Origin of the sequence: Nostoc sp. (assembly GCF_036917395.1) — a bacterium.
In the GTDB taxonomy this organism is placed as follows: Bacteria; Cyanobacteriota; Cyanobacteriia; order Cyanobacteriales; family Nostocaceae; genus Nostoc.
This window is the reverse complement of sequence record NZ_JBALDI010000012.1, coordinates 152,940-173,931: the sequence shown is the minus strand read 5'-3', so window position 1 is coordinate 173,931 and position 20,992 is coordinate 152,940. Positions and strand designations below refer to the sequence as shown.

The 20,992-nt window shown below is 43.3% G+C and carries 20 protein-coding genes and 1 pseudogene; 8 read left to right on the top strand and 13 right to left on the bottom strand.

Annotation, left to right across the window (positions count from 1 at the left end):
* The 3 genes and pseudogenes from V7K46_RS08350 to V7K46_RS08340 all read right to left on the bottom strand — a co-directional run.
* Positions 1–455 (bottom strand): annotated as a pseudogene (locus tag V7K46_RS08350) (AAA family ATPase); the annotation flags it as partial.
* Positions 456–540: 85 nt separating this feature from the next.
* Positions 541–732: a hypothetical protein gene (locus tag V7K46_RS08345; protein ID WP_335112076.1), complete on the bottom strand. Its 192-nt coding sequence runs from the start codon at positions 730–732 to the stop codon at positions 541–543.
* A 14-nt stretch (positions 733–746) separates the two neighbouring features.
* The gene (locus V7K46_RS08340) at positions 747–1,844 is read right to left on the bottom strand and encodes an ATP-binding protein (RefSeq protein WP_335112075.1); all 1,098 of its coding nucleotides are present in this window, start codon (positions 1,842–1,844) and stop codon (positions 747–749) included.
* 216 nt (positions 1,845–2,060) lie between these two features.
* Here V7K46_RS08340 and V7K46_RS08335 point away from each other — a divergent pair, with 216 nt between their 5' ends.
* Together V7K46_RS08335 and V7K46_RS08330 are read left to right on the top strand one after the other, a co-directional pair.
* Positions 2,061–2,297 carry a hypothetical protein gene (locus V7K46_RS08335; protein WP_335112074.1) on the top strand — a complete coding sequence of 79 codons (237 nt, stop codon included), beginning with the start codon at positions 2,061–2,063 and terminating at the stop codon, positions 2,295–2,297.
* Positions 2,298–2,343: 46 nt separating this feature from the next.
* Entirely contained in the window at positions 2,344–2,676 is a 333-nt protein-coding gene (locus V7K46_RS08330) for a hypothetical protein (RefSeq protein ID WP_335112073.1), read from the top strand.
* Positions 2,677–2,832: 156 nt separating this feature from the next.
* Here V7K46_RS08330 and V7K46_RS08325 read toward each other — a convergent pair whose 3' ends face one another.
* From V7K46_RS08325 to V7K46_RS08310, 4 genes are all read right to left on the bottom strand, one after another.
* On the bottom strand, positions 2,833–4,476 hold the full coding sequence (locus V7K46_RS08325; RefSeq protein WP_335112072.1) for an acetolactate synthase large subunit: 1,644 nt from the start codon (positions 4,474–4,476) through the stop codon (positions 2,833–2,835).
* A 216-nt stretch (positions 4,477–4,692) separates the two neighbouring features.
* Positions 4,693–6,060: an NAD-dependent succinate-semialdehyde dehydrogenase gene (locus V7K46_RS08320; RefSeq protein WP_335112071.1), complete on the bottom strand. Its 1,368-nt coding sequence runs from the start codon at positions 6,058–6,060 to the stop codon at positions 4,693–4,695.
* A 227-nt stretch (positions 6,061–6,287) separates the two neighbouring features.
* The gene (locus V7K46_RS08315; RefSeq protein ID WP_335112070.1) at positions 6,288–7,940 is read right to left on the bottom strand and encodes an adenylate/guanylate cyclase domain-containing protein; all 1,653 of its coding nucleotides are present in this window, start codon (positions 7,938–7,940) and stop codon (positions 6,288–6,290) included.
* Positions 7,941–8,580: 640 nt separating this feature from the next.
* Positions 8,581–9,498 carry a LysR family transcriptional regulator gene (locus tag V7K46_RS08310; protein ID WP_335112069.1) on the bottom strand — a complete coding sequence of 306 codons (918 nt, stop codon included), beginning with the start codon at positions 9,496–9,498 and terminating at the stop codon, positions 8,581–8,583.
* A gap of 297 nt (positions 9,499–9,795) precedes the next feature.
* Here V7K46_RS08310 and V7K46_RS08305 point away from each other — a divergent pair, with 297 nt between their 5' ends.
* From V7K46_RS08305 to V7K46_RS08290, 4 genes are all read left to right on the top strand, one after another.
* Positions 9,796–10,095 (top strand): muconolactone Delta-isomerase family protein, encoded by a 300-nt coding sequence (locus V7K46_RS08305; RefSeq protein ID WP_335112068.1) that lies wholly within the window; start codon positions 9,796–9,798, stop codon positions 10,093–10,095.
* A 59-nt stretch (positions 10,096–10,154) separates the two neighbouring features.
* Positions 10,155–10,778 (top strand): NAD(P)-dependent oxidoreductase, encoded by a 624-nt coding sequence (locus V7K46_RS08300; protein WP_335112067.1) that lies wholly within the window; start codon positions 10,155–10,157, stop codon positions 10,776–10,778.
* Between the two features lie 255 nt (positions 10,779–11,033).
* Entirely contained in the window at positions 11,034–11,459 is a 426-nt protein-coding gene (locus tag V7K46_RS08295; RefSeq protein ID WP_335112066.1) for a YybH family protein, read from the top strand.
* 78 nt (positions 11,460–11,537) lie between these two features.
* The gene (locus tag V7K46_RS08290) at positions 11,538–11,669 is read left to right on the top strand and encodes a hypothetical protein (protein WP_335112065.1); all 132 of its coding nucleotides are present in this window, start codon (positions 11,538–11,540) and stop codon (positions 11,667–11,669) included.
* Between the two features lie 220 nt (positions 11,670–11,889).
* Here the strand turns inward: V7K46_RS08290 and V7K46_RS08285 are convergent, their stop codons facing one another.
* The 5 genes from V7K46_RS08285 to infC all read right to left on the bottom strand — a co-directional run bounded on the left by V7K46_RS08285 (position 11,890) and on the right by infC (position 17,783).
* On the bottom strand, positions 11,890–12,036 hold the full coding sequence (locus V7K46_RS08285) for a hypothetical protein (protein ID WP_335112064.1): 147 nt from the start codon (positions 12,034–12,036) through the stop codon (positions 11,890–11,892).
* Positions 12,037–12,289: 253 nt separating this feature from the next.
* Positions 12,290–12,835: a DUF3124 domain-containing protein gene (locus tag V7K46_RS08280; RefSeq protein WP_335112063.1), complete on the bottom strand. Its 546-nt coding sequence runs from the start codon at positions 12,833–12,835 to the stop codon at positions 12,290–12,292.
* 75 nt (positions 12,836–12,910) lie between these two features.
* On the bottom strand, positions 12,911–13,588 hold the full coding sequence (locus tag V7K46_RS08275; protein ID WP_298907916.1) for a potassium channel family protein: 678 nt from the start codon (positions 13,586–13,588) through the stop codon (positions 12,911–12,913).
* 366 nt (positions 13,589–13,954) lie between these two features.
* Positions 13,955–16,960 carry an MFS transporter gene (locus V7K46_RS08270; RefSeq protein ID WP_335112062.1) on the bottom strand — a complete coding sequence of 1,002 codons (3,006 nt, stop codon included), beginning with the start codon at positions 16,958–16,960 and terminating at the stop codon, positions 13,955–13,957.
* A 289-nt stretch (positions 16,961–17,249) separates the two neighbouring features.
* Positions 17,250–17,783: a translation initiation factor IF-3 gene (gene infC, locus V7K46_RS08265; protein WP_273767490.1), complete on the bottom strand. Its 534-nt coding sequence runs from the start codon at positions 17,781–17,783 to the stop codon at positions 17,250–17,252.
* An 802-nt stretch (positions 17,784–18,585) separates the two neighbouring features.
* On the opposite strand from infC, the gene V7K46_RS08260 reads away from it, so the two are divergent.
* Entirely contained in the window at positions 18,586–18,783 is a 198-nt protein-coding gene (locus V7K46_RS08260; protein ID WP_335112061.1) for a hypothetical protein, read from the top strand.
* A gap of 532 nt (positions 18,784–19,315) precedes the next feature.
* Here the strand turns inward: V7K46_RS08260 and V7K46_RS08250 are convergent.
* Complete coding sequence (locus V7K46_RS08250; protein ID WP_335112060.1) at positions 19,316–19,678, bottom strand: hypothetical protein; 363 nt, start codon at positions 19,676–19,678, stop codon at positions 19,316–19,318.
* A gap of 255 nt (positions 19,679–19,933) precedes the next feature.
* Here V7K46_RS08250 and V7K46_RS08245 point away from each other — a divergent pair, with 255 nt between their 5' ends.
* Entirely contained in the window at positions 19,934–20,989 is a 1,056-nt protein-coding gene (locus V7K46_RS08245) for a DMT family transporter (protein ID WP_335112059.1), read from the top strand.
* The last annotated feature ends 3 nt before the right edge of the window (positions 20,990–20,992 follow it).

The following is a 20,992-nucleotide window of genomic DNA, read 5'->3' as shown; positions in this document are numbered from 1 at the left end:
CCTAAGGCCACGCCAAACGCCACCCCTAAGGCCACGCCAAACGCCACCCCTAAGGCCACGCCAAACGCCACCCCTAAGGCCACGCCAAACGCCACCCCTAAGGCCACGCCAAACGCCACGCTTAATGCTACACAACATCCTAAGCTTGAGGCTACAATAGACAAAATATTTGGTAATGGCTGACCTAACCCCCAAAGTATTAAACCAAGGATAAAATTAGTCCAGAGAGGTACAATTAAATACCCTTGTAACACTGGCTGCCATACAGATGGTTTATTTAAGTCTGCTAAAGAGTTAATCTCATCTCTAATATGTACAGTGTGTTGATACCAAGCTACAGGACGAAAAAATAGCCAAAACAATAGTTGCAAACCACCTATGAGCAAATTAGAGTGTGGTTTAGGTGTATGAGTGTAGATTTCAGCGTAATTAGTGGGTAAGTTTTGAGAAGGCATTAATTTGCCTGCTTAGGTTAATAGTAGAGATATTGAAGATATTATTGTCATTGCAAACGCAGTCATTACAGCACTTCCCAATCTTCTATGTAACAGGCTCAATTGGTTCATCGTAATGAATAACCTTTCCTTGTAAAGGATAAGGATTAGATTTTGAAGCTTGGGAAGAACGTTCTAAGATTATAATTTCTACTGCTTCGCCTGCCTGAAACGGTAAATTCTCAAGAATCAAGGTTCCGTTTTTAGTTAATTTTGTTTCAATTCGATATGCTTTCATGGTTACTCTGCTAGTTATGAATCTAATAAATCAGCAAATGGTTTCATTTGTCGTAAACTTTCCTCACGCCAATTATCATCAGTCTCTCCCTGTTCTAAACTAAATAATCTTTCACTACACAGGATTTGCAACAACAGTGGCCAGCAGCAACTTTCTGTCAAAATCCACTCTACATCTTCATCAGTGAAAGCAATCGGCGAACTCACTATCAATTCTCGCGCTTCTGTCTCAGTCAATGCTCCCAGATATGCGGTGTAGCCGAAAATATTGAAAAACGGTGAACTGTGTCCTGTGTTATGCGCCATTTCAATCGGTGATTCGGGGGTAGCCAAGACAAATGCTAGATTCCCCCCTGTATGGTTACTCGCCAAAGACCGCAAACTTTCCCAAAAGCCATCATCTAATTCTGGACAACGTTGCAACCCAACGCCAATCTCATCCAATAAGATGACTGTGGGAAAATGCAAATTATCGCTGACTATTTCCATGAAATGATCTAAATTGCAAGGTGTAGGCACTTGCATCTTCAGTGATTCTAAGATGTACTTTAGTAAACCTTCTCGGTTTTGCATTCGTGCATCTTGCAAGTCTACAAAAATCCAACAGTAATTTTCTGGATGCGGTAGCCAGTCAGATTTTTGCTCAGGACGCAGCTGTTCTGCTGGGGTGGTGGTGATATTTTTGAGATAGTGCAGCAGGGATGTTTTACCACTGCGCTTTTTACCGATAATGGCGGCGTTTTGTAGAGGATGGCGTTTGAGTAGATTGAAGAGGCGTTTTAATTCTTTCTCTCGTCCAAAAAAGTAACGCGGCTGGGTGATGGGTGCGCCAGTGATGAAGGGTGATGCTTCCCCATTAGTTGGCTGGGGTTTATTTGGTTGAGTTTCTGGTTCTTTGTATGCAATGTCTTGCCACTCTAACTCCAGTTTTTTGCTAAGTTCTACAAAATTTAGATAGTCAACAGGTTTACCAGTAAGAAAGTTTTTGACTGTGGAGAGAGAAAATCCTGTATCAGTAGCCAAAGACTGCTGGCTAGGATAGCCGTTACGCCCAGGTGCTGACTTTACTTTTTCAATATACTCTGGGGCTACTCGGAGCGATCGCGCCATCATTCCTCATCGAGAAACTGCTGCGAGTATATCAGGTTTTTATACTAGCTAAACAGCTTTGCTATTGTGCGATCGCCTCTTGCACTCTACTAAATTAGAGTCATCCTGAAGTTAACTGAGTAATCAACTAAAACTCGTCTAATCAGTGGCTACTTCTCAACTCAGTTCTCACACCGCACCAAACTTTAATGATGAATATAAGAGATTAGGGCTTTAAAAATGAAACGAGAACTGGGAGTTTTGCAAATTAGTTTATCACTTTGCGGAGTGATGATGTTTGGTACAGTAACTTACGCTGCGATTAATATGGTGAATGGTCAATACCAAGTTGAAATAGCGCTCAATACTAAGGGACTCATTATTAAGTCAGATATTGACAAAAGGCAATGCAAAGCAGTAGAAGATATTGCCCAAAAACAAGAAAGCACAAATTTAGACCAAAAGACAATTAATTAGGAGTAAAAATCAGTAATAAGCTAGAAGTTATTAATTCTAACTCATTGTGAATGAACCTCTGAGCTTCGTCGATGAACCTTTGAGCTTGGTTGATGAACCTCTGAGCTTCGTCGATGAACCTCTGAGCTTGGTTGATGAACCTCTGAGCTTCGTCGATGAACCTCTGAGCTTCGTCGATGAACCTCTGAGCTTTGTCGATGAACCTCTAAGCTTCGTCGATGAACCTCTGAGCTTCGTCGATGAACCTCTGAGCTTGGTGAATCAGTCTTTGATACTCGTGAATGAACCTTTGAGCTTCGTGGTTTTTTTTCCGAACCGCAAAGGACGCAGAGGACGCAAAGAAAGAGGAGAAATATTATCTATAAATGAAGTGAAGTAAAGTGGTGCGTTAGCCCTTGGTGTAACGCACCTTACCATAACACTAAAGGAGTAGAAATTAATAAGGAGTTAGGAATAAATAACTCCTAACTCCTAACTCTTGTAGAGACAAAGATTTTTCGCGTCTCTACTTTTTGATTAATCGCGTCTCTACTTTTTACACCGCACAACTCAACTCGCCGGCTTTTTGACTGAAGCGGTGATTTTCCCGGTAGTCCACGGGACAATCTATCACGGCGGGTACATCTTGAGCGAGGGCTTCTTTGAGGGTGGGAATCAAATCTAAAGCCGATTCAACTCGGTAGCCTTTTAAACCCATGCTTTCGGCTAATTTGACAAAATCAGGATTGCTAAAATGCACAAAAGATGAGTTTCCTTTGCCAAATTGATTTTCTTGCTTCCACTCAATTAACCCATAGCCACCATCATTGAAAATTATCGTGACAAAGGGCGTACCGACACGCAAGGCTGTTTCTAATTCCTGAGAATTCATCATAAAACCGCCATCGCCTGTGACAGCAACGACTTTGCGCTTAGGATGAACGAGTTTTGCTGCTAAAGCGCCAGGAATGGCAATACCCATAGCCGCAAAGCCGTTGGAAATTATGCAAGTATTGGGGCTATGGCAATGATAATGACGCGCCATCCACATTTTATGTGCGCCAACATCAGAGATGACGATATCATCTGGGCCCATCACTTGCCGTAAGTCATAAATCAACTTTTGCGGCTTAATCGGAAATCCGTCATCATGGGCATACTGTTCGTAATCAGCCCGAATATCTGACCTTAAGCTAATGGCAAAGGGATCGGGTTTACCTTGTCTGTCTGCTAATTTTAAAATTTCATACAGGGAATCTGAAATATCTCCCACGACTTCGGCATTGGGAATATAACTACTATCAATTTCCGCCGGACTTACCCCAATATGCACAATCGGAATTTCACCATTGCGATTCCATTTCTTCGGGGAAAACTCAATCAAATCATAGCCGATCGCAATTACTAAATCTGTGTTATCAAATGCACACGTAATAAAATCTCTTTGCTGTAATCCCACTGACCACAAAGCTAATTGATGTGTATAGGGAATCACGCCTTTACCCATAAAAGTATTGGCAACAGGTATATTCAGCAATGTAGCAAATTGTGTGACTGCATCACTTGCATGAGCGCGAATTGCCCCATTTCCTACTAAGATTAATGGATTAACTGCTTGGCAAATTGCGGCTGCTGCTGCCCGAATGCTAGCAAAAGATGCATAGCTTTTTTCACTATTATCCTTACGCAAAGGGTTGCCTTCCACGGGCATGGCAGCAATATTTTCTGGCAAATCGATGTGAACTGCACCAGGTTTTTCAGATTGCGATCGCTTAAATGCTTTCCGGACTACTTCTGGTGTAATACTTGGTCGCACAATCTGCTTATTCCACTTGGTAACAGGTGCAAACATTGCCACCAAATCTAAATATTGATGGGATTCAATATGCATTCTATCTGTTCCCACCTGACCAGTAATCGCCACTAAGGGCGCACCATCAAGGTTAGCATCTGCGACCCCGGTCATCAAGTTGGTTGCCCCAGGCCCAAGAGTAGAAAGACACACTCCGGCCTTTCCTGTTAAGCGTCCGTAGACATCGGCCATGAATGCTGCACCCTGTTCATGACGAGTCGTAATAAATTTAATGGAAGAATGTTTTAGCGCTTCCAAAACGTGCAGGTTTTCTTCGCCAGGAAGTCCAAAAATATATTGCACTCCTTCATTTTCTAAGCACTGCACCAATAATTCTGCTGTATTCATTTTATTTCCTAACGATTGACGAATGGGGAGTGGGGAATGGGGACTTGTACTGAGCGTACCCCTACGGGGAAGCAAGCTACGCGTAGCGTCTCGTAGAGAAGCCGAAGTAGTGGGAAATGGGGAGTGGGGAATGGGGTACTTAAAACAGCTGGAAGAATGAATCTTCCTTGTCCCCCTTGTCCCCCTACTCCCTACTCCCTACTCCCCACTCCCCGATCACTTCACCCACACAGTTTTAACATTGACAAACTCATGTATCCCTTGGATACTCAATTCTCTGCCATATCCAGAACGCTTAATGCCGCCAAAGGGCAATCGGGGATCAGATTTGACCATACCGTTGATAAACACGGCACCTGCTTCGATTTCCTCAACCAAGCGATCGCATTCTTGGTCGTTGGTTGTCCAAGCACTTGCACCTAAGCCAAAGGGACTGTCATTAGCAAGTTTAATGGCAGCATCAATATCCGAAACCCGGAATAACAAGGCTACCGGGCCAAAAAATTCTTCTTTTGCAATTGGTGCCTCAGGCGGGATATCTATGATGATCGTTGGCGGATAAAAGTTCCCTGGACGATCTGATAAAGGATGTCCACCGGTGAGGACTTTAGCACCGCTGCTGATCGCATCTTGCACTTGTTGATCTAAATCCTGGAGAATACCAGGAGTTGCCAGGGGGCCTAAATCGGTATCTGGTTGCATGGGATCGCCTATTTTCAGCGCCTCAAATTTTTCTAAAAGTAATTTTTCAAATTTGTCTGCGATCGCTTCTGCGACAATAAAACGTTTTGCTGCAATACATGATTGCCCGTTATTCAACATCCGCGCTGTAGTAGCTGTGACAACTGCTGTCTCTAAGTCAGCACTTTCTAACACAATAAACGGGTCACTTCCTCCCAATTCCAAAACAGTTTTTTTAATTTGTTTGCCGGCAGCGATGGCGAGGGATATACCTGCTGGTTCGCTTCCTGTCAAGGTGGCAGCTTTCACGCGGTCATCAGCCATCAAATCGGCAACTTTAGCAGCGCCTATTAATAGAGTTTGAAACGCACCTTCAGGAAAACCTGCGCGTCGGATAATATCCTCAATTGCCAAGGCGCACTGCGGCACATTGGAAGCATGTTTGAGTAAGCCGACATTACCCGCCATCAATGCTGGTGCAGCAAAGCGGAATACTTGCCAGAAGGGAAAATTCCACGGCATCACCGCGAGAATTGCACCCATTGGTTGGTAGCGAACAAAACTCTGGCTGGCATCAGTTTTTACACTGACATCAGCCAAAAAACTAGGGGCGTGTTCAACGTAGTAGCGACAGACGGCGGCGCATTTTTCGACTTCAGCGATCGCAGCTTTAAATGGCTTACCCATTTCCAGAGTCATCAACTTCGCAAATTCTGCTTTGTCTTGCTCTAAAATATCAGCAGCCTTTTGCAGCCAGTGCGATCGCGTCAAAAAACTAGTCTGGCGATACTTTTCAAAAGACTGATTAGCCAAATCGAGTTTAGCAGCAATCTCTGCATCGTTGAGCGCCTCAAAGGTTTTAAGCGTCTCCCCAGTGGCGGGATTAATGGTGACGATAGCCATTACCTGATCTCCCGTTAAAAACAGCTTGAGGTAGGCTTCTTAGTGTTACACATATTAATCTTGGAAGCTACCACCCAAATTTTAGTCTTTTAGCCCAGAATTAGTTGTTTAATATTACAATTTTGCAATTCTTTTTGAAATAAAATATACAATTTTACTATGTATTTATATTGATAAATTGACAATTTTCATTAGTCATTAGTTAGTTGTTTTTCAATGCACCATCACTAAAAATTAATGATTGGACTAATAATTGTTGGCATTTGATGCAAATTTGTCTGATAAATCTTCACTAATCGCTCAATACCTTTGAAACGATAATCTCCCATTTCTTGGAAATCAAAGGGTTGTGAAAGCATTTTATAGGTGACTTCACTAATCACGCACTCACTAGGAGGACAAACTGCTTCCATGCGAGCGGCAAGATTAATCGTCGCGCCTAATGCCGTATAATCTACCCTTTGAGAGCTACCAACATCTCCCACGACAGCCTTACCGCTGTTAATAGCAATACGTAATTGTAGGGGTTCCTGCCAAAATCCATTGGCATTGAGATGTTCGAGACGAGTGAGCATTCCCTTAGCAGCTGCGGTTGCGCGATCGGCGTGATCTGGTTGCGGTTCTGGAGCGCCAAAAAATGCCATAATACAATCGCCAATATACTTATCTAAAGTGCCGCCGTAAGTAAATACTTCTTTTAGCATCTCTTCAAATAAATTATTTAATAGTTGAGCGATCGCAGTTGGTGTTAACTTTTCAGAAATTGCCGTAAAGCCAACCAAATCTGCAAACACAATACTAATCTCGCTCTCGGCGGGAGCTAAACGACCGCCCGGTAATCCGCCTATAGATATCAACTGCTGTACGACTGCTGGAGAATGATAGCGTTCTAGTCGGTGACGAATGATCTCTTCAGTTTTGAGTTTCTCTACCAATAGCCAACGCTGCACGCTAGAAGCTACAAGGTTTGCTAGAGCCGAAAAAAAGCTGAGTTCTTCCTCGCCTTCATTTGCCCAATGGTAAGAAGAAAGATTGGCATCGGCATACAATACGCCCACAACTTTATTTTCATCCCATAAAGGCACCGCCATCGCGCTACGAATGCCTTTGACCAAAATACTCTGTTCACTAGCAAACCGTTCATCCTCATGGGTATCGGCGGTTTGAATGACAACTTTTTCGTCAAATACCTTTTGACAGATACTCCGACTAATCCAACTTCCATCTGAGGGGAGATGTTTTTGTTGGGAAACGTTTCTAGTGGCAGCATTCATTAACTCTAATTGACCGCAACCATTAACATCAATTAATAATGCCAAGCGCTCGATACTATCAAGGTAACGAAAAACCACTTGCTGCACCTGGGAAAAAATCTCTTCTATAGACGCTGCCGCTGAGAGATTTTTAGCTATATCCACTAAGTCTTTGAGACGGGCAATGGTTTTGTCCTTATTATTGATGTTGCCATCTTTACTATCAGCTGCAATCCATTGCTGTTGTAATTGTTCGACATTGTGAAGGATTGTTCTTTGCTCATTAACGTCCGAAGTTCCGGGATACTGAGGTGTCGATTGGGAAACAGCGCTTGTGAGCAGTACTACCAGGCTAACATTGCCTAGCCAAACGACATCGCCGTGATGTAACTCTTGGGGATAGCTAATAACATATTTATTGACTTGCGTCCCGTTTTTACTACCCAGATCCTCAATAGTCCACACACCGTCAGCCGTTTTCACAAGGCGAGCATGGTTGCGGGATACTCCAGCAAAAGGTAAGTATAAGTTACATTCCGGCAAACGACCAATTGTGAATACATCTTGATCAACTGCGATCGTTGTCTCGGTATCTTCCTCTTGTAGGCGTAGCGTGAGTTCAGTCATGAGTGTGATCCATCGAAGCTAGAAGGTGCAAGCAACTCTAAGGTAAGTTATACCCTACAGGTTAACCTTCACCTTTTCTTTATGACACTGTTAACTCCATTCCGACAAGTGTATGTGAGAGATATTACATTGAAGGAGGCTATTTTGCTAGAGGTTTAGTTCAATACACAAACTCTCTGATATCAATAGCAGTACTTCCACTCGATACTACAGCATAATATGCACCTATATATAAAGGCGATGGTGACTCATAATAATACTAAGTTGTGATACATAGTATTATTTGCTTGAAAGCTAGTCCAGTATCGCTTAGAGGATGTCTGAGAAGTATCAAATTGACTCGAAAAATCTCGTTTTTTCTCTCTGCGCTCTCTGTGCCTCTGTGGTTAAAAAGTAACTTATCTAACCATAAAGATGCAGAAAATACAGAGGTAAGAAGTTAAAAAGAGGTTTTTTGACTAACATTTTTACCCACCTTGAAAGGGCTAGTGGTTAGGACTTACGCATTGACAGAAATATAAGCATATGCATCTAAATAGGAACGATAGCGCTCCGGTTCGAGTTGTGAGATTCGGGAGCACCCCTCAAACCCAAAATGGGGGTTAAGCGCCCGAACATTAACCCGAACTGACGTTAAGTTTTAGCGCATCTTTTGCTCAAGGAACTCTAGAAAGACTTTGACTTTCATTGGGACATATTTTCGACTGGGGTAAAGTGCGTTAATCGGGACCGGAGCTGATGACCACAGGGGTAAGACGTTTACTATATCCCCACCCTGTAACTTCTGCTGAAACAGAAATTCTGGTAGCAGCCCAATCCCTACTCCAGCAACGATTGCTTGATAAATGGGGGCAACGTCATTGCTGAGTAGTCGTGGATGAAACGAGAGCGTTACTGTTTCGTGCTGTTTATTATGCAATGTCCAGGTCAGTTCGTTGTGATGATGAGCCATACAAAGCAGCGTATGACTGGTCAAATCAGCAATTGCTCTTGGTTCGCCAGCGGTTTTGAGATAGGTTGCGCTGGCAAAGAGTTTCTGACGACCTGTGCTAATCCGTCGCATGATCAGGGTTGAATCGTCCAATTCCCCAATCCGAATCGCTAGATCATACCCTTCCTTCACAATATCCTTGTATTCAGTCGTCGCATTGAGAATCACTCGAATATCAGGGTAGATCAGCAGAAACTCCGGCAAATTGGGTGCGAGAACAGACTGCACAAACAACATGGTGGCTGTCACTCGCACAGTGCCTTGCGGATGTCCTTGCAAGCTAGCGATCGCATCATCACCATCATGTAACGCATCGAGAATAGGTAAACAGTTTTTGTAGTAGAGTCGTCCTTCTTCAGTAAGAGAAACCCGCCGCGTCGTGCGATGAAATAATCGGACTCCTAGCCGTTGCTCTAGCTTATTGACCTTCAGACTGACGGTAGATTTAGGCAAGTCTAGCGATCGCGCTGCTGCGACAAATCCTCCCAGTTCCGCGACTTTGAGAAATACTAAAACAGCATTCAAATCGTCCATAACCTGCACTAACTGCAATGAGAGTATCTGCACTCTGCTATTGTCCAATATTACAAACAATCAATTCATAAAAACCACCTTTATCTATATAAGTTGATTAATCATACTGGGAGATGTTAAATACAGAGGAAACTTTAAATCGAAGCAATCGCACGTTATGAAATCAAGCCTTGAACGAAAAATACTACGGTGGGTTCACATTCTTTTGAGCATCCCAGCGCACACTCAATCGCTACCGAAATTAAAGCTCGTTTGAAAAACACCGTCCGTGTTACCCTTTTGACTTCCGATTGGATCAGAGTCTCTAAGCAAGCTAAATAAACGTGTCATATGCAATATCTTGTTATCTTCACGCCCAAACATAAATTCCAAAGCGATGAAATGCCCTCTGACTTCCCGCAATTGTTACTCGAGGAAGAGGCGCGAGCGAAAAATCTCTACATGGAGGGACTTCTTCGTCAATCGTGGGTGCTAGGCAAGAGGGATTATGGCGCGGCCGTTCTCTTTGAAGCGGAGTCACCGAAGCACATGCAAGAGATAATCGACAGCTTTCCACTGATCAAGGTTGGCTACGCTAACACCCAGGTCTTCCCTCTCGCCCCAGATCCTGCATTCGCACAGAAGTCCTGATAAAGGCCGCATTTCTGTGAGCTGAAAACCCACTAAGCGTTACATAGGAAAGTTAAAATATGAAAGTCTTAGTCATAGGAGCCGCCGGCAAGACCGGTAGAGCTGTAGTCGAACAGGCTGTAGCCGCTGGTCACCAGGTCACGGCCTTCGTTCACAAAGCTGACGAATACGAAGTCTCGGATGTTCGCGTCATTGAAGGTGACGCCACCGACAGTGTCGCGATGGATGCAGCAGTCCTCGGTCAAGACGCGGTGCTTGACACGATTGGCGGCAAAACGCCTTACAAGGCAACTACGCTCGAATCGAGCGCCGCCAACACAATCATCGCTTCCATGCAGCGAAACGGTGTGCGCCGTCTGGTGGTAACTTCCATGATTGGCGAAGGGGATAGTGAGGCGAATGCCACCCTGTATGAGCGCTTACTTGTTTCGACCTTTTTGCGCGGCGCGGACAAGGACAAAGCGGCAATGGAGTCTGCTGTCGAGTCCAGCGGTCTGGACTGGGTGATTCTTCGCCCAGCCCTCCTCACCGACGACCCCGCCAAGGGGAACGTTCGAGTCTTCGATCCCGAAACGGGCGAGAAGGCCCATAAAATTACACGTGGCGACTTGGCTGACTTCATGCTTGCCCAGCTTTCCAGTAACGAATACCTCCATCAAGCCGTTACGATCGCAAATAGCTAAGAACTCTTCGGCTACGCTCTCTTTTTGGGGCCGGCAGCGTGTTCGTTAAGTATCCAGGACAGTCCTGGACAAACAGATGGAAATTAAAGAGTTGAGGCAACACAACCCTTCGTAATGCCCGTTGACTAGAGCCGATGGCGACGATTTGGGTACAGTTCGCTGGTGTTACAAGGCTTATTTCCCCAGGTGGCACTCAAGGTGCTGCGCTCCTAAGCGGTAGTTCTTCAATACAAATCATTAGTGAGAACAATCATTATGTCTACAACAGAAACCAGTGCAAAGGATGAAGCGGCAATCAAAGCAGTGATGACAAGGTTTGCCGAGGCGTGGAACGCTAAAGATGCGGAGCACTTAGCGACGTTGTTTGCCGAGGATATCGATTTCGTGGACGTCATAGGTCGCTGGTATAAAGGGCGAACCGAGACTAAACAAGCACACGCGCAGGCGCTGGCGTCGTTCTTAAGCGATAACCAGATGACTATTACTGACACCCAAATTAAATTCCTCACCCCGGATGTAGCAGTCGCACATACCACTTGGGAAACTACTGGACAGAAGAGTCCTGATGAAGTACATCGAATAGAAAATACAGGTGTCTGGACAGCCGTAACAACCCGCAAGGAGAACACCTGGCAGATTACCGCTTTCCACAACACAGGGACTGTGCCAATTTCTAAATGAAGCGTAACAAAAAGTTTGCTTTAAGCTACTGCTACTAGGGGGTGTGGTTCTTGGGGTTTTATAAGTAATCAAGCGGACATGATATTACATCGCAACGGAACGGACTTGTACACAATCAAGAAGATTACGGGCCATAAAGATTTCAAATCCCTAGAGCGCTATGTAGAAATTGACAGCGATCGCGTTAAGGGAGCGATCAACGCTTTATGAACAGTGAACTCCTATTCCTGCTTTATCGAGATATTCTTTGAGCGCTTGCAGGATGGGATGTATGACGATCCGCTACTCTTGGCGATGGTATTGGAGTTTTTAGCTAACCAGGCATGGGATGAAGTTGACCGAATGTACCCAGATCTATGACAAATAAAAGCTCTAAGTTATGCAGGATAAGGGCTACAGATTTGAAAGCTATTGAACAGTGGAGAATGAGTCAGGCGATCGGTCTTGATGCACGGTCAGCGAAGCGATCGCTGTGCCACAGAGAGTTTTTCTTTGGAAGAATAACTGTAAAAAAACTGAGAACGATCGCTTCAGCCTGGTTCGGAGTAACAGTTTGACTCACCGTGGCTAAAGCCACAGTGAGTCAATGACTTACATCCCATTACAGTTATCTGCTTGATATCGTGTCTTACCCAAGCCTTAAGATGTATAATTAATAGTATATAAAATTACACTTTTCGTAAAATCTAATAATCTGAGATCACGATGACAGAGGCAAAGTGATATTAAGAAATATTCGCTAATTTCTCATCATCAATCTTCAATATTTATATGCATTTATCCTGTATTCAGAACTAACCGTATTTACACTGAATGGAAACTCTTTGTGATTATGAATTAGGTTGACTTTTGATGACTCTACCGGGACTAATAAAAGAAATTCCTTGCTGAAAGTCAGTACCAATCATGACTGCTTCCACTATAGGTTCGGATATATCTGTTTGGGCTACCCACTCTACAATAAAGTTTGCGCCTAAACCTCCACTAGTGTCATTTCTATTAATAAAAAAATCTGTAGAAGCTAGTGCATCAAGCTGAATAGGGCGCTCCAAATACTGCTTAACTAATTTCCCATCTGAGTTATAGTAGCGCACGGAAGTAATGATCATCGGATTGGTCAAATCTGTATTCCGAATACTGAGCGTAACTGCTAACTCAAAAATCTCCTGGCGATTGTGATGATAGATATGAGAATAGACAGGAACATAAACAGTTTGACCGCTTGCTATCTTAAAATTATTATCCAGCGTCACTATTTTTTGAGATGGGGTTGCTTGAGTGGCATCGGGTTGTGACTTGGGTGGAATACTTGTTGATTGACAAGATACAAGAAAAATAACAGCGATCGCTAAATAAAGATGTGGATACGGCTTCATTAAAACTATTTACACCCGTTTTTTATACATCTGTAGCTAACCCCATCTAATAAAGAGTTTAGGTGGGGACTGCGCTCAACATTTTTGTTCAATAAAATCAATTACTTGGTGTAAAGATCCTGGTTTAGTCACAATCAGCACTGTTGAATGAGGTTCCAGTATTGTACTGCCGTTAGGAATCATTAAGTCTTCGTGGGGATGGGGTTGATAGCCAATAATTAGCGAACCACTAGGAAACCCGGAATCCTGAGCGATTTCGGCAACGCTACGACCAGCAACATAGCAATTGTTTGGGATGGCAAGTTTCAGAACCTCAATTTGCCCTTGCTCAAAATGCATCATTGATTCTACTTGCGGATACTCAATGGCATTCACCATTGTTGAAACTGCTAGTTCAACAGTACTGATGATATGGTTGGCTCCAGCTATCCGCAGTGGTTCGGCAAAATCGGGGTGGCGCATCCGACTTAAAAGGTGGGGAACACCATAATGTTTCGCAAGAGTTACCATTGCCAAGTTTAAAGCATCACTTCTCAGGACAGCTGCCAAGGAGCCGGCTTTCCGAATCCCGGCTTCTAACAATACTTCTGTACTCACAGCACTTCCTTCAAAAGCCATTGCTCCTACTTGTTCACGAGCATAGCGACAAGCTATAGGATCAATGTCAATTACGGCAACAGTATGTCCTACTTCTACCAGTTTTTGGGCTAAAGTCAGCCCCACTAAGCCTGCTCCACCAATTAGTACGTACATGAATGCTCCTAATGCTTTTTCTACTTCTTACTTCACTTTATAGGCTAACAAGGAAATGCAGATGTAGCTTGTGAGGATAATTCGGTACTTAGAGCCTATCCGATTTCATTGCCTTTTTAATCATTTTGAATCAGTTCTTTTTTTTGAAGTCCCTAATTTATTTAGGACTTACACAAAAATTGCCAAAAAGCTTAATTTATCGTAGACACGTAGTGGCTTGCCGCAGGCTACCGCGAAGGCACCAAGAACGCCTTCACCGAGCGTCTCGTTGGTGCAGCCTCTCCAAGAGAAGAGAAGAATCGTAGAGTGTGTAAGTCTTTACTTAGCAAAAATGGAAATAATAAAATTATTCCAGCGGAGGTTTTTTCAATTGTAATTTTTAAACTGGTATTTTTCGAGTAACTCTTTAACTTGAGCAGCCACCAGAGGATGTGGATCTTTTTGTAACTGGGGTAAGATTTGCAGGAGAACGCGATGTGAAACCAGATGCAAGTATGCGATCGCAGCTTCCCTAACAAAGCCAGTTGGATGACGCAAACTCATTAAAATCTCAGAACTTGTCAGTCGGATACGAGTCACTTGAGCAAAATGGAAACAGCAAGCTAGGCACCAGTCAGAAAGCAAGTTACCCAACATCAGCAATCTGTGGAGGCGATCGCTAACTACCATATTTTCATATTCTAGGATCTTGGCTTCTACAAGATGTTGCAATTTTTCTGCCTGCGGTCGGTTATCTAAAGTATTCAGCAACAGAGACTTTGAAGACAGAGTTACGGTATGCTCTAAGATTTCTAAGCCCCGCGCTAAGTTTACCACTGAAAGCGATCGCAGATTAAATGCTGCTGCCTGCATCTTTTCTGGCGAGTAAAGCAGTCTCAGTAACAGTAGCAGCCGCTCTTTGACATCCAATTCCAATTCTAGGAGGGCGCGTTGCAGTAATTCAGAGACAATCACAATCCTCTCACTTGATTGATAATTTTCTTTTTCGTCTAGTGTTTTGAAGTCAATGTAGGCGGCGTAAATCTCACCTAAAAACTTTAATTCCTGTTCTATTAAATTTTCTACCTGACTTTCATAAAACCGATCTACTAAACCTGTAATTCCTGGTTGTTTGTGTATTTTTAGTAAGCTGTGGAGAATATGATCCCTAGTAGTTCCCCAAGATGATTCCAAGTTTTTCCATAAAGTCTCCAATGCTTCCTGGGTGCCAATTTGAGCAATAGTCCGCCAAGCGTACATCCGCACTACTTCTGGTTTGTAAATATTGATAGCCAACTGCAACAGCATCTCTACAGCTTCATTCTCCAGTTGTATTAGGGCTGACATTGCTGTATTGCGGGTTGATTTATAATAAAGTGCTGCAATCAGTGCCGAATAGTACTCCTCTAAATGGGTAGCAGCGATCATTTCCAATACGGCACAGCGTACCCTTAAGGACTCATCTTGTAATAAATTCGGGATGTAAATCCGCAACGCCTGCAAATAAACTGCTTCTCTGAGCGCTCTAACTCCATTCACCCGTTCCCGTTCTTGCTTATGAGTCAACATCCGGCGCATGGTTTGGGTAGCTGCTACCTTTTGCATGGGCGTTCCTTGGCGTAAGACTAAAGCGGCGGCAGTGGCGCGGATGAGTGAGTTTTGGCGAGGGTTCAAGTATTCTTCTAGGAGGCTTAAATTGGGATTTGGTTCAGCCAGCCAAACGTAGCGCAGCGCTAAAGCAAAAACTTCGGGGTTAGTTTCTTGGGGTTGTTCTAACAAAGGACGGATGGCGGCTAGATAAGCGGGATTGGCACCTGCCATCAGCATCACCTCCAAACTTTGGCGCTGCAAATCTGGGGTTAACTTGAATAATAGGGGTGCTAAAACTTCCGCAGCTCCTTGGGAATCAATTTGGGCTAAAAGTTCAATACAAGAACGTTTATCAGCCTCACTGCCTTTTTCTGCTAAAGCTTTGACTACCCCCTGCTTAAAGAATCGTAGACCCACATTCGTTGCACTTAAGTGACCCCGTGCCACACTTAAGACTAACAGTTCAACATAGCGCGATCGCAATTCCCAAACTACTTTTAAACAAGCACTAGCTATCAGCATTGTTTCTGCTACCAACACCCACTTTTGCATGGGTACAGGTACAAACCTGCCACAAAACAATAGAGTTACAAAAATTAGCGCTCCTGTCAAACCTGTAGCGATCGCTTCGGCGGTTCCGCCAGATAAAGTCTGCATCCGGCTGCGAATTGCCTCTGGAATCGGTTGGTACAGGATGGGGCCGCTACTCATGACAAAGGTGTAGCGCAGAAGTTCATCGCAGAATTTGACAATCACCAGACCCCAAAAAAAGCTTTGCGATTGTATGGCTGGAATTAAATGCAGGAATACCAGCACTCCTGGTAGTGAAAAGCCTACAGTGATTGGTAAAAGTGTGGCTGTGAAAAATACCCCCATCCGTTCGATGAGTCGGCTGGAAATAAACCACTGCAACAACAACTCACACAATCCTAACATGCCACCAAAAAGACCCAAGAAGCTAGCGAGTTCTCGATCACCCAAATTAGATTGAAGTTCGCGCAGATATTGAAAATCTACTAACAACCCAATGACTTGCAACAGACCCACAAAGGCAAACAATTGCCAGACATAGCGTTTCAGCGGACTTTTAATGAAACGCTCTCGTGAGGTTTGTTCTTCAGAAATTAGTCTTTGTGGAGTTTCAGGAAAAGCTGCTCGATAGTGATGAGTTAAATAGAAGAGAATCCCCGATCCAAATAAAATTACTATACAGGCGATCAGGATGATCTTATTCAGCGTGGTGTATTGCACTAGCCAAGGCAAACTAAAGCCACTAATCACATCTGCTACCAAAAGACCACTACTCACCAGTGGGTAAGTGCGCTTAATCTCTCGAATATTAAATAGTTGGTTGGCGACAATCGAGGTGTTGAGGTCATTGACCACATAAAGTGCATCTACCCACAGCCGCAGCAGAAATACCGAAATAACTGCCAGGTATGAAACATGCCATCCCCAACGTAATAAAATTAATAAAACTAATGGCATCAACATGCAAGGTGCGATCGCTACAATCACCCGGCGTAAGGGAAAAATCTTTTGTAACCAAGAGTATAAAAAAACCAGTCCTGCACTCATAGCGGCACTGGCAATATACATCCACGGCAGTAGGTTAGTTCCGTATTTATCCAAAAACAGCGCCACCGTACTGTCCTCTGCCCACCGCAATCCTACACATACAGTTGTGTAAAAAACAAACATTATCCGAGTCCGTTCACTCTCCTCCGGTCGGAGATTCACCCACTGTAGTAGTCGTGGTAAAGCAACTTTATTTGCAGCCAACCAGTGATTTTTCAGTTCCATGCAGTTTTATTTTCTGGTAGTATCACCGCGCAATAGGCGAGTAGGGTCTGGCGTTGCAGGGGAAGAAAATACTTCCTTGTCCTCCTCATCCCTCATCTCCTGGAAATAGCAAAAGTCCTGAGCAACTGAGTCTTATGTTTCCCACTCAGCCTTCAGGACTATCGATTTTCGATAAATTTAAATGACCTCAGTACCTTTGGGCGCATGTTGTATCCAAACGAAAAACGAAAAAATCCCCTGGCTATAAGTCAGGGGATTTTCAAACTTGGTCTATTAAACAGTTAGAGAATTATTTTTTGGGCGAGATGAGCATCATCATGTTTCGCCCTTCTTTTTTAGGCATTTGTTGAACCTCACCAAATGGCTCCAAATCCGTTGCCATTCGCTTGAGCAAATCTTCTGCTAGGTCGCTGTGTTGAATTTCTCGACCCCGGAACATCACAGTAGCTTTGACTTTATCGCCATCTTTTAAAAAGCGCTCTGCTTGCTTGACACGCACGTTGTAGTCGTGTTCTTCTATTTTGTAGCGCATCTTAACTTCTTTGACATCAGCCGTGTGCTGCTTTTTCCGGGCTTCTCGTGCTTTTTTCTCCTGCTCAAACTTATATTTCCCGTAGTCCATAATCCGACAAACTGGCGGGTCAGCTTTATCACTGAGTAGCACCAAATCTAACTCTTTTTCTTCTGCTAGTTGTAGTGCTTCCAGTGGGGGCATAATTCCCAGTTGGGCACCATCAGTGTCAATCACCCGAATTTTCGGAAAGCGAATTCGTTCGTTAATTTGGGGCAGATCGCGAGTTCTTTTCTTCTCAATCACAGGCATTATGATTTGTGGGAGCTCTTAATGAAGGATTTGGTGTGGTCTAGATTGGTATGCCGCAGAGGCAAAATAACTTAAATAACTCAGGACTGAAAACATAGTCTACAGTTCCAGGGTAACTAATCTATAAAATAGTTGCCTGGTTGTATTTGTCATTCTACTGACTCTGAAAGAATTTCTTTGCAATAGTTAATCTAAATAACACAACATCAACTCATGTTAAATATTATTACAATTATTTCGCAATACAATACTTTATCCGATGGCGTAACCGCCCACCGTAGGTGATCGCATTGAGCAACATATCTCCAGAATACCTTGATCACAGATGCAGGACATCTAGCAAAACTAATGAAGTTTTCGCTTACCCACTCACCCACCAGGGATTAAAATCCCTGGAACCAGTAGCCAAAGTCCTTTAAACAGGACTAATAAAAGGTTCCAGTCCACTTGAGTGGACTTCAGCTATTAGCCTTGCACTTGAGTGTAACGCAGGATAGATTGACTCAAGGTCAAAACCTGCACACAAATCTAGATTTAAATGAGCTTATGACCAATTCAGCGCACCTACCTAAAGATAACCTTATGATCGTTCACTGCAACAATTGGCTTGAGGGATTGAGACGTCTGTGGGGCAGTTTAAGCTGATTTTGGCCCGGTGTAATTATGATATTGCGCGATCGCCTTATCCAAAGATTGCGTCAAATCTGTCAAGTCGAAATTCGGCTTTTGCTGGTGCAGTAATCTCGTAGAACTCTTTATACCGCCCTGAATGGAGGAATTCGGACAGAAGGCACCAGCCTGTATGATGGTAGTGGGTTTGGAAACAGTGCAGGATTTGGTAATGATGTTAACTTCTGCTAATCAGGTGCAGGAGGAGTTTGGCATGTGGATTGATGATGAAATCTCTAAGCAACTAATGCAAGTAGCTGCTGATTTAGAGAGTTGGGCTACTACAATAAATTTGGCGATCGCAACTGCTGAATTAATTGATTTTCTGTAACAAACAGCAATGCAATTATTTAATAATCATTTAAATATTAATTTATCAATTTTTGCTAAAATAAAATCAGCATGGGAATGATGGATCTATGGTAAATTGCAAAAATCAGATATTGCTTGGGTTGCTGTTTTATTTCCTGATGCTTGGAATCCACTCAAATCTGACTGTGCCGCTAAATTTTCCACGATTTTTATCAGACGTTTCTTGCCTCTTGGGTTTCAGATGGGATCTCAATCCCTATCTGCAAAATTCCCCTTGTCCCCAAATCTCTTTCTTCAATTTTACGGTAACTGGCATTGTCTAGAATAAATAAAATTAATGGGGCATTAAAGGTAAAAAGATTAAATTTTCTTTTTACCTTTGCCCTTTAATCTGATTCTGCAAGAACTTTAATGCCTTTTTGTGGAGGACTAAATCAGACTTTTACTAGGGCGTGGATGCAACGTGGCTTGTCGTCAGACATCGCAACCTAGATGTAATCAAATAGCTCCTTTGGTTTTAGCGAAATATTAATTTAAAAGCGGATATAGTATTACCTCACTTCACTGGGTTCAAACTTAGTCACCTTACCTTTCTTAATTGCTACAATCACATCGTAGTGTGCACAGTAAGAGAATGTGATATCATTGGCTTTGTTGTAAAGATTAACTACGTGACCTGCACCACCTACCTGGATACCGATCGGCTCCAAGTCACCATAAAAGAAACGACGTAGTTGATCACCACTACCAATCTTACCCTTACTCTTAGTTAGCAAGTCTAGTTTCTGTGTTAGAGACATCTCTTGGGCTGCTGATGCCTGCACTAATAACGGATTGATCACCTTTAATGGTGCGTCCCAAACTGTGAGAAAACCAACCAAAGCGACACTTGTAAATATGGGTGCAAGTTTCATTTGTTACTCTCTTCTTTGTTTTATCCTGAACATCCCAAGCATCTCAGGTGGGAGTGAGAGCTGATTGAAACTAAGCCACTATTTTCATGAATTTATCCTTTGAGAAAATTTAGTTGATTATCAGCACTTTCTCAGGCAATCATGGTTACTCCAAGTCACAGTAGAATTTAAGTATTTTCTCAACAAAACCTCATTCCGAACTGAATGACGGCAACTTAATATAATCAGCAATGCTTTCATTGCAGTAGTGTTATTGTGACTAGACCCAAAAGACCACATCGCCTAATTCATAGAATTTCGGGACAAACATATCTCTGGCTAGCAATGCTAATTTTTGCAGCATCAGGCGCAGTTACCCGGAAGCTAACAGAAATTGGTGCTGAACATTTCATAGGCGATCGCAATCCGATTTCTTTTTGTAATGTTTTATTTGTGGGAAACCTTTGCGCCTTGATACTTCTGATCCTAATCTATGGGCGACAGTGGAACAAAGCTACTTTGAAGCAACTCTCAAGTCAGGATTGGGTCAGTTTAACAACAGTAGCTATTTTATCGGGTGCGTTGGCCCCTGGCTTAATTTTCCAGGCATTTGCACTCACAGGAGTGAACAATGTCATCTTGGTGGGACGTTTGGAACCGCCTCTAACTCTGGCTTTATCAGTCTGGTTATTGAGGGAACGGGTAAATATTTGGGAATTTATCGGAGCGATCGCAGCCTTTGTCGGTGTTATCCTAACTATCATCCTTCAGCCCCCAACAGAAGGCATGATGAACATGGGAGGTTTCAGTTTAGGTATAGGGGAACTTTTGGCAGCAGCAGGATCTGTGGCTATAGCCGCTTCTACGATTATTGGTAAGAAACACCTTTGGCAGATCCCGCTTGGAATCTATAGCATCTTTCGGACTGCACTAGGAACCCTAATCTTTTTCCTCATTGCTTTAGTCGTCTATGGCAGCGATCATTTTACTAATGTCCTCTCACCGTTCTTGTGGCAATGGATGTTTCTCTATGGTGGGTTGATTGTGGTAATAGGTCAGTCTTTTTGGATTAAAGGCTTGAAAACTTCCACTGTATCTATGGCTTCCTTAGTTAGCTCATTTAGCCCAATTGTGGGCATTCTCGCAGCCTATTTAATTTTAGGTGAAGCTCCTACCCGACCTCAATATATTGGCGGTAGCTTAATTTTAGTAGGTCTATTCTTAAGCCAAGTTGGTATTTGGCGTCAAACTTCTAGCATTGCGTCTGGTAAGGTAAGTTCTACTCAAACACAGCAACAGGTAGAAACTGGTATGGGATTCAAGGGGATTTGAAGG